The sequence below is a fragment of the Novosphingobium sp. BL-S-32 genome (assembly GCF_056857055.1).
Map to the genome: position 1 here is coordinate 502,146 of NZ_CM166477.1, position 12,609 is coordinate 514,754.

Consider the following 12,609-nt stretch of genomic DNA (forward strand, 5'->3'; position numbering starts at 1 on the left):
GAACCGCCCGGTGGGGGAGGAAAGGGCGGAGGGCCGGACTTGCCGTCAGGGGCAAGCCGGTCCGCCGCCCCCGGCGCTAGTCCGCCTTGGGGCCGTGCACCGCGACCAGAACCACGCCGTGCGCAGGCACGGTGTAAGCGGCGGGCAGGGCGCCCGAACGCGCGCCGCTCCAGAGATCCTCGACGCCGTCGATTGCGCGCAGCCCGGCATCGGCGGCGGTCAAGGCAAGCGAGGCGGTGCTGTCGCCCCGGTTGAACAGCGCCAGCGCCACGCGCCCGTCGGCCAGCGGCTTGCTCCAGACTTCCAGCGCGCCCGCCTTGCGCAGGGCCTTGCCCTGAACCCCCAGCGCATCCTGATCGACCGCGATGACGCGGCGGTTGGTGAGCATGGCGAGCGTTTCCGGGCTCATATTGCTGAGGTCATGACCCATCATCAGCGGCGCGGCGGACATTGCCCAGAGCGACATGTGAGTGCGGTATTCGTCCGCGCTCATGCCGCCATTGCCGATTTCCAGCATGTCGGGATCGTTCCAGCCGTGCGGACCCGCGAATGCGGCGCTGCCGTTCTTGTCGAAGCCGATCTTGGCCATGGTCGGATAGTCGTCGGTAATGTCGCCGGTCGTGCGCCACAGCACCCCGCCGACATCGCGGCCCCAGCCGCCCACGTCGAAACGCCCATATTCGCAGAGCGAGAACACGATATCGCGCCCGGTGTCCTGAAGCGCCTTGCCCATCTCGTAGTAGCTGCGCTTCACGGTGTCGGCATCGGCGTAGAACCACTCGCCCGAGCAGAGGTCGTACTTCAGGTAGTCGAAGCCCCAGTCCGCGAAGCTCTTGGCGTCCTGCTTCACATGGCCGTAGCTGCCGATGTAGCCCGCGCAAGTCTTTGGGCCCTGCGAGGAGTAGATGCCGATCTTCAGCCCCTTGGAATGGACGTAGTCGGTCAGCGCCTTCATGTCGGGGAACTTGGCATTGGGGTGGAGCACGCCCTTGGCATCACGCGTTCCCTGCCAGCCGTCGTCGATGTTGATATAGACATAGCCCGCATCGCGCAGGCCCGAGGAGACCATGGCATCGGCCATGGCGCGCACGGTCTTGTCGTCGATATGGTCGGCGAACTTGTTCCAGCTACTCCAGCCCATCGGCGGCGTGGCGGCAAGCTTGCTGGGGATCGGCGCACCGAGCGCGGGCAGCGATGCGAACTGGAAAGCACGGGCCTTGGCGTCCTTGGCCGTGCCGGGGCGGCCGGTGCTGTCGATCTCCGATTCCCAGATCTGGCCCTTCAGGTGCGCTTGGCCGCCCTCGATCGCGACGCTCCACTGGCGGGTGAGGTGATCGCGGTCATTGAGGTTGCGCGCCTCGAACTTCAGCACGCCGCCTTCGAGATGCGGGTTGATCATCTCGACCGGGCCGTACCACTGGGTGGTGACCGAGCCGGCGATCTTGCCGCCTTTCGAGGTGACTTCCATCATCGTCACGCCCGGCGTGGGCGGGGTATCGTCGAAGAGCCAGACGCCGTCGTAGGCCGTCTTGGCAAGGACGGGCGAAGTCGCGGCAAGCAGGGCGCCGGCAATGGCGGCGGCTTTGATAATGGCGTGTTTCATCTAACACCTCGCGAGAAACCCCGCCCTTCAGGGCGGGAAGGTAAGCGAGAGCGGCCGTGGGGCGCTTCTCTTTGGGCTTTGACGTATTCGGGGATGGCGATGAGCGGGGCACCGCCACAGGAAGCGACGAATTAGGACGGCGATCAGAGAACACCGGCCTTGTAGCGCCCGCGCACTTCAGGCCGACATTCGCGCAGCAGGCGGCTGGAGACACCCTTCAGCCTGTTGTCCAGTTTCGACAGCGCTATCTTCGGTGGATAGACGATCAGCAGATGGACATGATCGTCCTGGCCGTTGCATTCGATCAGTTCGGCTTCGAAATCCTTATAGACCTTGGCAAAGATGCGCGACAGGTCACGGATGGCGAATTCTGACAGGACATCGCGGCGATATTTTGTGACAAAGACCAAATGGGCATGAAGGGCAGAGACGACATGACGCCCACTACGAATATCAGTGTCTTCGGCCAGATTGCACCTTGTTATACCTACTGCTAGTTTTGCGGCATGATCCATCGCGGTTTCCGCTACAAGCTGAGGCCAGACGCCGGACAGGAGGTCCTGTTTCGGCAGTTCGCGGGTGTCTGTCGCATGGTCTACAACCTCGCGTTGGAGCAGCGCCGGGAGTGGTATCGCCAGTATGAGGCCAATACCGGCAGCCGGTTGAACTACATCGCTCAGGCGCGGGAACTTACCGCGCTGCGAGCGCAGTACGACTGGATCGCGGCGGTATCGCAGACCTGCCAGCAACAGGCGTTGCGCGACCTCGACAAAGCGTTCGGTAATTTCTTCGCCGGTCGGGCGGGCTATCCGAGCCCTCGGCGAAAAGGCATCAACGACGCAGTTCGGTTCCAGGGCCGAGAGGTCGAGGTCAGGACACTCAACAGCAAATGGTCTGCGGTCCGCCTGCCGAAGATCGGATGGGTGAAGTTCCGCAACACGCGCCCGCAGCGCGGCGCGGTCAGGAATGCCACGGTGACGCTCGATCCGCTGGGCTGGCACATCAGCTTCGCCTGCGAGATCGAGCACATCGCCCCCGCCAATATTTCTCCACCTGTGGGGATCGATCGCGGCGTTGCCAACACGCTGGCGCTGTCCACGGGCGAGCGCCTGTCGGTACCAGGTTCTCTCGAAGCGATAGAGCGGCGCCATCGCGCTGCACAGCGGGTGCTCGCCCGTCGCAAGCGCGGCTCTGTGCGCCATGCCAAGGCGCGGCGCCGCTGTGCCACCCTGTCGGCGCGGCGTGCCCGCATCCGCCGCGACTGGCACCACAAGGCGGCGCTCGATATCGCGCAGCGCTTCGCAACGGTTGTGATCGAAGACCTGCACATTACGAACATGACGGCCTCGGCGAGAGGCACGATCGAGCAACCGGGCAGCAAGGTCCGGCAAAAGGCCGGGCTCAACCGCGTCATCCTCAATCAGGGCTGGTTCGGCTTCGAGACCATCCTTGCCTACAAACTCGAAGAGCGCGGCGGGACGCTCGCGAAGATCAATCCCGCCTACACCTCGCAGACATGTTCGGCTTGCGGTTGCATCGACAGGCAAAATCGCGAGAGCCAAGCGCGCTTTGCCTGCACAACGTGCGGCCACGCCATGCATGCCGATCACAATGCTGCGATCAACATCCTGCGTCGGAACACGGCGTCTATGCGCATTGAGGAAGGGCATGAGCTCTCCGGTGAAGTGCGAACTGGACAGAGGGTTTCACCTCTCGAAAATCCCCCCGCTTCAGCCGAGGGAAGATGTTAACGCGATCTCCTTGGACCGTGTCGCAAATCGGAAAAGTGGAGCGGAAATGGGATGGGGAATGCCCGGCTGGGCATTCCCCATAGGGCTTACGCCGCGAGCTTGGCTTCGCGGGAGACTTCGCTGCGGCTACGGCCGTAGAGGCAGTAGGCGACGAGGCCGATGACGTTCCAGATGCCGAAGCGGATTAGGGTCATCGAAGGCAGGCTGAAGAGCAGGTAGGCGCAGCCCAGGATGGTCAGCGTCCCGACGAGATAGGGCTGCGGGCACTTGAACAGGCGCTGGAGCTGCGGCGCGCGGTGGCGCAGGATCATCAGGCACGCGCCCACCGAGATGAAGGCGATCAGCGTGCCGGCATTGGCCAGCTCGGCAATCTCGTCGAGGCGGAAGATACCGGCAACCAGCGCAATCGAAATGCCGGTGATCAGGGTGATGCGGGTGGGCGCGCCGGTGCGCGGGCTGATCTTGGCAAGGCTGCGCGGCAGCAGGCCGTCACGCGCCATCACGAAGAAAACGCGGCTCTGGCCGTACATCATGACAAGGATGACCGAGGGCAGCGCGAGCACGGCGGCGAGCGCGATTAGGTGTGCGGCCACCGGCTGGCCAAGCTGGCGCAGCACGAGCGCGAGCGGCTCGGGCGAGTTGGCAAGCTGCTGGAAGGGCAGCGCGCCGATCGCGGTGATGGCAACGGCCATGTAGATCACGGTGCAGACCAGCATCGAACCGACGATGCCGATGGTGAGGTCGCGGCCGGGGTTCTTGGCTTCCTCTGCCGAAGTGGCGACTGCGTCGAAGCCATAGAAGGCGAAGAACACGATGGCCGCCGCCGCCATCACGCCGCGCTGCATGCCGCCCACCTCGGTGCTGGCAAAGCCATAGGGCATGAAGGGGTGCATGTTGTCGGCATTGAAGGCGGGCGCTGCCATGAAGACGAAGATCGACAGCGCAACCAGCTTGATGATGACCAGCACGATGTTCAGCGTCGCGCTTTCGCGCGTGCCGGCGATCAGCATGCCCATCACTGCCAGTGCCACCATCACGGCGGGCAGGTTGACGATGCCGCCGCCATGGGGACCGACCAGCAGGGCGTGCGGCAAGTGAACGCCCGCAGATTCGATCCAGCCGACCAGATAGCCGGACCAGCCGACCGCCACGGTCGAACAGGCCAGCGAGTATTCGAGGATCAGGCTCCAGCCCACCACCCAGGCAACGGTTTCACCCATCGCCGCATAGGAGAAGGTATAGGCGCTGCCTGCGGCCGGGATCATCGTGGCCATTTCGGCATAGGCGAGCGCTGCGCAGGCGCAGACCGCGCCTGCCACGGCAAAGGCCAGGATCACGGCGGGCCCAGCGCGCTCGGCGCCGACCCCGGTCAGGGTATAGATGCCGGTGCCGACGATGGCGCCGACACCCAGGGCGATCAGATGCGGCCAGCTCAGCGTCTTGGCCAGGGAGTGTCCGGAATCGCGCTGCGACAGTTTTTCTATGGATTTACGCGGTCCGAGCATGGAATCCCCTGTTTTATCGTGTTCAGCCGGTCAATTCGGCAGTGAAATGGGCGCGCAGATCGTCCAGCGTGCTGGCGATGTGCTGGGTGAGCAGTTCCTTCACCCGGTCCGCATCCGCGGCAAGCCAGGCGCCGAGCAGGTCACGGTGTTCGGTATGCGCGCGGTCTCCGCGACCGGCCGGTTCGAGGTGCCGGAGCACGTAGCGTTCGGCGAGCACTTCCAGGCGCTCGACAAGCTGCGTGGTCAGTAGCCGCTTGGCCGGACGCACCAGCGCGACGTGGAATTCGCGGTTGCGCACCGCCACGTCGTTGAGATTGTCCTTCGCAGCGGCGTCGAGCCGTTCGAAGGCCGCGATCGCGGCCTGCTTGTCGGCCTCTTCCGCGCGGGTGCAGGCATAGGCGGCGGCTGCCGGTTCCACTGCAAGGCGCAGCAGATAGATTTCTTCGGCCTGATCTGTCGACATCGGGCGGACGAACCAGCCGCGATTGGCCTGGCTGGTCAGCAGTCCTTCGTGTTCGAGCCGGGCAAGGGCCTCGCGCAGCGGGATCTTGCTGACGCCGAGTTCGGCGGCGAGCGCATCCTGCCGGACCGGCTCCATGACAGGCAACTTTCCTTCGACGATCCTTTCGCGGATCACGTCGAAAATACGTTCGGCAAGCGTGCGGACGACGATTGTCACCTGAGGGTCTCCATATGGGGCGCCCGCGGGCGGCGCGGTGCCGTCGCGGAGCGGACGTATACGGTAGATGATGTCCCGGAAGCCCGCAATATTCCCAACACGGACGTTGGGAAGAATCGCGGCGACGGCGTGGCCGTTCGCCTGCTCAAACCGGGGAAAATCGAACCCATTCGTGATACGCCGCCTTGCGTGGAACTCTCGATACTCTTATATCGTATACGATTGTATTCGAGCTTTGCAATGGAGTTTTTGTGGTGCGCACAGCAGTCGTCGGTGGAGGCGTGGTCGGCCTGTCGGTAGGCATCGAATTACTCGATGCGGGCGAGGCGGTTACGCTGATCGACGATGACGGTGCGGCGGGCAATTCGGCGCAGGCGGCAAGCTGGGGCAATGCCGGGCATATCGCGGTCGAACAGGTCGAACCGCTCGCCTCGATGGAGATGGTGCGGGCCTTGCCGGGCCGCCTGTTCCTGCGCGGCGGGCCGCTGGCCTTTCCGCCCGCAGCGATGGCGGCATGGATGCCGTTCGGGCTGCGACTGCTGGCGGCGTCGGCGCCCTCTCGCTTCCGGAAGGGCTGCGCGGCGCTGCGGCCGCTGATGGATGGAGCGATGCCCGCATGGGTTGCGCTGGCTGAGCGGATCGGGGCGCCGGACCTGCTGCGGCAGGACGGGCACTTCGTGCTCTGGAGCGATCCGCATAGGGCGCAGGCGGGCAAGGCCGCATGGGAATCGGCCGACACTGGCCCGGCGCGCGTGGAAGCTGCCTCTCCGGCTGAGCGCGAGGCCTTAGGCAAGCTTGGCGCATTTCCGGTGGCGGGCGCGGTGCGGTTCTCGGGAAGCGGGCAGATCGCCGATCTCAACGCCTTGCGCGATGCCTTGCGCGCGGCCTTTGCGGCGCGCGGCGGCACAATCGTCGATGGACGCGCGGTGGTTCGGCAGGCCGGGGGCAAAGTGGCGGTCGAGGGAGTCGAAGCGGACCGGGTGGTGGTCTGCGCGGGCGTGCGTTCGCGCGGGACCATGGAAGCGCTGGGCCACAAGGCACCGATGATTGCCGAGCGCGGCTATCACATCCGCGCCGATGCGGCCGGTTGGCCGGAGGACATGCCGCCGGTGGTGTTCGAGGAGCGCTCGATGATCGTCACGCGCTATCGCGATTGCTTGCAGGCGGCGAGTTTCGTCGAACTGGGCACGGTCGACGCGCCCGCCGATCCGCGCAAATGGGAGCGGCTGGAGCGCCATGTCGCCGAACTGGGCCTGCCTGTGAGCGGGCCGTTCCGCCGCTGGATGGGCTGCCGCCCGACGCTGCCGGACTATCTTCCGGCCATCGGGCGTTCTGCGAAGGCGGACAATCTCTACTATGCGTTCGGGCACCAGCACCTGGGGCTGACGCTGGCGCCCATCACCGGCAAGCTTGTCGCGGCGATGATGGCGGGCGAAAAGCCTGCGGTGCCGCTCGAACCGTTCGACATTCGCCGGTTCGGCTGAGGTTTTCGCGGGGCGGCGGGATCAGCCGCCCCGCGCCGGTTCATTGCGAAGCGCCGATGGTGAACGAATAGGTTAGGGGCTTTAGCGCGATGCGGTAGGGCATGTGCGCCCGGCCATCGAGATTCCAGCCGGTATCGCCGCCCACGCCCGCCTGCGCCGCATCGATCAGCAGCGTGCCATTGCCGTGCGGGCGAATGTCCGAGCTATGCGCCTGCGATGGCGGTTTCATCGCCAGATCGGCATAAGGGAAAGCCAGCGCATTGACCGAAAGCGGCTGCGCGCCGGTGACGCGCAATCCCGCTTTCGCGCCGGTCAGTTCGACCCAGCGTACATCGGTCTTGTTGCCCGATTCCTGTGGGCGGGCGTAATCGTGGAACTGCTCGGCCACGGTGCCCTGCCACTGGGCGATCAGGCCGCCGGTCTTGCGATCGGCATAAGTCTCCTGCGGCCCGCGTCCGAACCAGCGGACATGGTCGAGCATGGCGGGCGTCTCGAAAGCCAGCCCCACGCGCAGCGGATCGGGCAGCGTATCGCGCAGCGGTTCGAAATGGACAGTAACGCCCACCGATCCATCGGCGGCCATCGTCCAGCGCGTCTCGGTCTTCACCGAGCCGACGCCCATGTCGTGGTGGACGACGATGGCATTGCCGTCCCGCTCGATGCCCTCGACGCGGCGATGCTCGGAAAAGTACTGCCACATGGCATGGCTCTTGGGCACGCCGGAGCCGACGTCGTTATCGGTGGGCGAGCGCCAGAAGTTCGGCGCGCCGCCGGTCAGCAGCAGCTTTCCGCCGCGCTCGTAACGGGTCACGAGGCCGGTCGCCTTGTCGATCTCCAGCACCGCATCGCCCGAGGCGAGGCGAAGGGTCGAGGCGGTCTCGCTGGGCGCGACGGCACCGGCTGCAACCGGCAGCACGGCGGGGGCGGAAAGCTCGAACTGCTCCCAGCCGACGACATGGCCAGCCGGCTGCGTCGGCACCACTCCGGCCTTGGCGCGGGCGCGCAGGACGAGGATGCGTTCGGCGGAGGGGTTCTTGGCGGCGGGGATCGGCACGGTCAGCGGGGCGGAGGCGCCCGGTGTCACGTTAGGTCTCGTTAAGGTACCACTAGCGACATCCTTGCCGTTCTCCATCACCGTCCAGTCGAGCGTGAAGCGCGAGAGGTCGATATGGTCGTGGCGGTTGACCACGCGGTAGCCGCTGGCGTCATGCGTAAAGGCAATCGGCGCCTGCACTTTGGCCAGTTCGTAGTATTCGGGATCGGGGGTGCGGTCGGACTGGATCACGCCGTCGCCCACCGGGCTGTCGTCGCCATGGACACCGGGCGCCTTGGGATCTGGATCGTAGTCGAGCCCCTGTCCCCAGTAGGTGCGACCCTGCTTGTCCTTCAGCTCCATGGTCTGGTCCACCCAGTCCCAGATGAAGCCGCCCTGCAACTTGGGATAGGCGCGCATGGTATCCCAATAGCCCTGAAGATCGCCGAGGCTGTTACCCATAGAATGCGCATATTCGCACAGGATCAGCGGCTGCGTGAAGTTCGGGTCCTTGGCGTAGTCGATCAGCTTTGGCACGTCGTCATACATCGGCGCGAAGATATCGACGTAGCTGTTGGTCGGGTGGCGCCAGTTGCTCATGCTCCAGCCGAGGAAGTTGATCAGGCGGGTGGGATCGTTTGCGTGGACCCACTTGCCCGCGGCCTCGAAATTCGCGCCCACGCCGCTCTCGTTGCCGAGCGACCAGAAGATGATCGACGGATGGTTGCGGTCGCGCTGCACCATGCGCTCCACGCGGTCGAGATGCGCGGCCTGCCACTTGGGATCGTTGGCCAGCAGGTACTTGGGATCGTTGCCGTGTTCCTGCGAGAGGCTGAGATAGCCGTGGCTCTCGATATTGGCCTCATCCATGACGTAGAGGCCGTATTCGTCGGCCAGATCGTACCAGCGCGGATCGTTGGGATAGTGCGATGTGCGCACGGCATTGACGTTGGCCGCCTTCATCAGTTCGATGTCGCGGCGCATCGTCGCTTCGGAAACGACGTGGAAGGTCTTGGGATCATGCTCGTGGCGGTTGACGCCGCGGATCATGATCCGCTTGCCGTTCACGCGCACTTCGCCGCCGGCGATCTCCACGGTGCGGAAGCCGATGCGGCGGCTGGTTGCCTCCACAAGCTTGCCATTGGCGTCCAGCAATTCGACCAGCAGCGTATAGAGCTGCGGATCTTCGGCCGACCATGTCCGCACGGCGGGGATTGCGCCGTTCAGCGAAACCGTGCCGCCTTCCGCAGTGCCCTCACGCGTCAGAACCTCGCGATTGCCGTCCAGCACGGTCGCCCGCAAGCGCATGGCGGCGGGCTGACCGGATAGGTCGACCTTCAGGTCCAGCTTGCCGTCGCGGTACTCGTTCTCCAGCCCCGCATCGACGTTGAGGTCGCGGATATGCGTGGCAGGGGCCGCGTAGAGCGTGACGCTGCGCTCGATGCCGTTGACGCGCCAGAAGTCCTGATCTTCCAGATAGCTGCCATCGGCAAAGCGATAAAGTTCGATGGCAACGGTGTTCGTGCCCGCGTGAGCATAGCGCGTCACGTCGAATTCGGCGGGAAGCTTGGAATCCTCCGAATAGCCGACGCGCTGGCCGTTGACCCAGATGTAATAGGCCGCGCCCGCCGCGCCGACCGTCAGCAGCAGCTTGCGCCCTGACCAATTGGCCGGAACCGTGAACTCACGGCGATAGGAGCCGACTTCGTTGAGGTCGTGCTCGATCCACGGCTGGTTGCGCGGGAACGGGTAGCCGCTGCCGACGAAGACCGGGCGACCATGCCCTTCGGCCTGAAGGATGCCGGGGACCTTCATCGTCTCCCACCCGCTCACATCGAAGCCGGGCTTGTAGAAGTCGGCGGGGCGCGCCTCGGGATTGGGCGAGAGGTGAAACTTCCAGTCGCCATCGAGCGAGAGGTGATAGCGCGACTTGCTCACGTCACGCGAAAGCGCGCCGGCGCGGGTTTCGAAGCCATCGAAAGTCGTGTGCATGGGCTCCGCGCCCTGGCGGATGACTTCGGGCTGCTCCCATTCCGGCGGTGCCGTGTCGGCGTGGGCTGGAGCCAGTGAAAGGCCAAGCGCGAGGCTGCCGATGGCGCAGCCCTGAAGAAGATATCGCATGATCACTGACCCTGAAGGCTGCGGACGAAGAACGTGGAAAGGCGGCGCGTCACGTAGTCGATCGGTCCGGTCGAGCGGCCCACGGTGTGCTCGCCGCCGGGCACGACAAGGAGGTCGAAATCCTTGTTCGCGTTCACCAGCGCGTTCACCACCTGCATGGTGGAGGCAGGATCGACGTTGCTGTCCTGCTCGCCCACGATCAGGAACAGCTTGCCCTGAAGCTTTGCGGCGTTGTCCACGCCCGAGGCATCGGCATAGCTCTTGTCGACCGGCCAGCCGAGCCACTGTTCGTTCCAGCTGATCTTGTCCATGCGATTGTCGTAGCAGCCCGCCATGGCGACGCCGGCTTTGTAGAAATCGCCGTGGAACAGCAGCGCATTGAGCGTCGATTGCCCGCCCGCCGAGGCGCCGTAGATGCCGACGCGGCTGATGTCGTAGGACGGATCCTTGGCGGCCATGGCCTTGTGCCACAGGATGCGATCCGGGAAGCCGGAATCCTGCAGGTTCTTCCAGGCCACGTCCTGAAATGCCTTGGAACGGTTGGCCGTGCCCATGCCGTCGATCTGCACGACGATGAAGCCAAGGTCGGCCAGCGCCTGCATGCCGATTACCTTGTCGCCGCCCGAGTGATAGCCGAAGGGCCAGAAGGTCTTGGGCACGAAACTGTCATGCGGACCGGCGTAGATGTTCTCGATCACCGGGTACTTCTTGGCCGGATCGTAGTCGTGCGGGCGCACGACAAGGCCCCAGATATCGCTCTTGCCGTCGCGGGCCTTCGCCGTGAACACTTCGGGGGCGTGGAAACCGGCAGCAGTAAGCCGGCTGATATCGCCCTTGGTGATCGTTGCCACCACGGTGCCGTCGCTGGCGCGGTGGAGTTCGCTGACGGTGGGCACGTCCACGCGCGAATACGTATCGACATAGAACTGCATGTCGGGCGAGAAACGGGCGGTGTGATCGGCGCGCTCGGGGGTGAGCGGCGTCAGGTTACGGCCGTCGAAATCGATGCGGTAGTAGTGGCGGAAATAGGGGTCTTCGCCCGCGTTGATGCCGCTGGCGGCGAACCAGATCTGGCGCTTCTTGTCGTCCACCTTGACGACCTCGCGCACGACCCAGGCGCCGGTGGTGATGCGGTTCTTCACCTTCCCGGTCTTGCCGTCCATCAGGTAGAGGTGGTTCCAGCCGTCGCGTTCGGATGCCCAGACGATTTCGCCCCCAAGCCCGTTCACGTCATGCGCGAAGCGGCGGTCGGCATAAAAGAAGGTCTTGGCATCTTCGGTAACGGCGGCATGGGCAGCGCCGGTCTCGGCATCGACGGCGATAATCCGCGCCTGCCCGAAACCGCGCTTGTCGTAGTCGAATTCCACGCTCTTGCTATCGGCGCGCCAGCGAGCCTCGGAAAGCTGGTAGGGATTGGGGAACAGGGTGGGATCGACCACCGTCTGCCGCCGCGTTGCCACGTCGAACAGCACCGGCTGCTCCTGATCGACCGCGTCGCCCGGCTTGGGGTAGAGCTGGCTGCGCAGCGCGGGCTGAAGCTGGCCATCGGGGGCGGCTTCCACGCGCAGGACGTGGCGCGCGAAGCCGGGGCGCACGCGGTAGATCATCACGTGGCGGCTGTCGGGGGACCATTCGATAGTCTCGGGATCGTAGAAATTGCCCTCCGTCCCGTCGCTGCTGAGGCGGGTCAGATCTTTCGAACCAGCAGGACGCACGACAAGGTTGTTGTCCTCCACTACGGCTTCCCACTTGCCATCGGGCGAGAGGCGCGGGTGGTTGTCGGCGGGCACCGAAAGATCGCGCACCACCCCGAAACCGCGCGGGCGGCGCGGGTCTTTCTCGGCCTCGCAGCGATAGTCGGTGAGCGTGCAGTGCCAGCCCGCGTAGTCGATTTCGAACGCGATGGTCTCGCGGTTGCCCGCATAGGAGAACTGCTCGAACGGCAGGCGCAGCGGCTGGACGGGCTTGCCCATCGCATCGCCGAGCGCCTTGGCGAGCCGCTGCTGGTCGAACGCGGCGGACTTGGCCTGCGTATGAACGTCGAACGTTTCGAATGCGAAACCGCCTTCGACGGTCTTGCGATAGGAGAAGGCGCTGCCATCCGGCGTCCATGTCGCGGGCCAGGCGATCTCGCGCGTCAGATATTGCCAGTCTTCCCGCAGCGCGACCGAGCGCGCGATTTCCGCCTCGCTCGGTGCGGCCATGGCCATTGCCGGAAGCAGCGTGGCGGTGCACGCCAGCAGCAGGGCCGCGAGACGGGGGCGACGGGCGGGGGAGTTCATCGGGCGCGATCCTCGGCTTCTACGGGGCCCATCCCGTTCGTGCCGAGGCCGCGCGGCCGCCCGCGTGGGAGCGGCGGCCGAGGGGAATCAATGGAGGCTGGCGGGATGGCCTTGGGGTATGTTACGGCTAGTATCGTATACTATATTTCGG

At 65.2% G+C, this 12,609-nt stretch carries 7 protein-coding genes and 1 pseudogene; 2 read left to right on the forward strand and 6 right to left on the reverse strand.

Annotation, left to right across the window (positions count from 1 at the left end; translation table 11 throughout):
- Nucleotides 1-76: 76 nt before the first annotated feature.
- Nucleotides 77-1,603: a glycoside hydrolase family 27 protein gene (locus AC1VVK_RS18985; RefSeq protein WP_482906335.1), complete on the reverse strand. Its 1,527-nt coding sequence runs from the start codon at nucleotides 1,601-1,603 to the stop codon at nucleotides 77-79.
- 56 nt (nucleotides 1,604-1,659) lie between these two features.
- A pseudogene (gene tnpA, locus AC1VVK_RS18990) lies at nucleotides 1,660-2,073 on the reverse strand (IS200/IS605 family transposase); the annotation flags it as partial.
- Nucleotides 2,074-2,109: 36 nt separating this feature from the next.
- Here tnpA and AC1VVK_RS18995 point away from each other — a divergent pair.
- Nucleotides 2,110-3,354, forward strand: coding sequence for an RNA-guided endonuclease InsQ/TnpB family protein (locus AC1VVK_RS18995; protein ID WP_482906336.1), 1,245 nt, complete (start codon nucleotides 2,110-2,112; stop codon nucleotides 3,352-3,354).
- A gap of 86 nt (nucleotides 3,355-3,440) precedes the next feature.
- Here AC1VVK_RS18995 and AC1VVK_RS19000 read toward each other — a convergent pair whose 3' ends face one another.
- Together AC1VVK_RS19000 and AC1VVK_RS19005 are read right to left on the reverse strand one after the other, a co-directional pair.
- The gene (locus AC1VVK_RS19000) at nucleotides 3,441-4,859 is read right to left on the reverse strand and encodes an amino acid permease (protein WP_482906337.1); all 1,419 of its coding nucleotides are present in this window, start codon (nucleotides 4,857-4,859) and stop codon (nucleotides 3,441-3,443) included.
- 22 nt (nucleotides 4,860-4,881) lie between these two features.
- On the reverse strand, nucleotides 4,882-5,538 hold the full coding sequence (locus AC1VVK_RS19005) for a GntR family transcriptional regulator (protein ID WP_482906338.1): 657 nt from the start codon (nucleotides 5,536-5,538) through the stop codon (nucleotides 4,882-4,884).
- Nucleotides 5,539-5,792: 254 nt separating this feature from the next.
- Between AC1VVK_RS19005 and AC1VVK_RS19010 the strand changes: the two genes are divergently transcribed.
- Nucleotides 5,793-7,022, forward strand: coding sequence for an NAD(P)/FAD-dependent oxidoreductase (locus AC1VVK_RS19010; protein ID WP_482906339.1), 1,230 nt, complete (start codon nucleotides 5,793-5,795; stop codon nucleotides 7,020-7,022).
- Between the two features lie 40 nt (nucleotides 7,023-7,062).
- Here AC1VVK_RS19010 and AC1VVK_RS19015 read toward each other — a convergent pair whose 3' ends face one another.
- Both AC1VVK_RS19015 and AC1VVK_RS19020 read right to left on the reverse strand, forming a co-directional pair.
- Nucleotides 7,063-10,176: a glycoside hydrolase family 2 TIM barrel-domain containing protein gene (locus tag AC1VVK_RS19015; protein WP_482906340.1), complete on the reverse strand. Its 3,114-nt coding sequence runs from the start codon at nucleotides 10,174-10,176 to the stop codon at nucleotides 7,063-7,065.
- 2 nt (nucleotides 10,177-10,178) lie between these two features.
- Nucleotides 10,179-12,458, reverse strand: a complete 2,280-nt coding sequence (locus AC1VVK_RS19020) for a S9 family peptidase (protein WP_482906341.1) — start codon at nucleotides 12,456-12,458, stop codon at nucleotides 10,179-10,181.
- Between the last annotated feature and the right edge of the window lie 151 nt (nucleotides 12,459-12,609).

Coding starts and splice junctions, on each gene's coding strand:
- AC1VVK_RS18985 (WP_482906335.1), bottom strand. CDS start 1,603: ATGAAACACGCCATTATCAAAGCCGCCGCCATTGCCGGCGCCCTGCTT.
- AC1VVK_RS19020 (WP_482906341.1), bottom strand. CDS start 12,458: ATGAACTCCCCCGCCCGTCGCCCCCGTCTCGCGGCCCTGCTGCTGGCG.
- AC1VVK_RS19000 (WP_482906337.1), bottom strand. CDS start 4,859: ATGCTCGGACCGCGTAAATCCATAGAAAAACTGTCGCAGCGCGATTCC.
- AC1VVK_RS18995 (WP_482906336.1), top strand. CDS start 2,110: ATGATCCATCGCGGTTTCCGCTACAAGCTGAGGCCAGACGCCGGACAG.
- AC1VVK_RS19015 (WP_482906340.1), bottom strand. CDS start 10,176: ATGCGATATCTTCTTCAGGGCTGCGCCATCGGCAGCCTCGCGCTTGGC.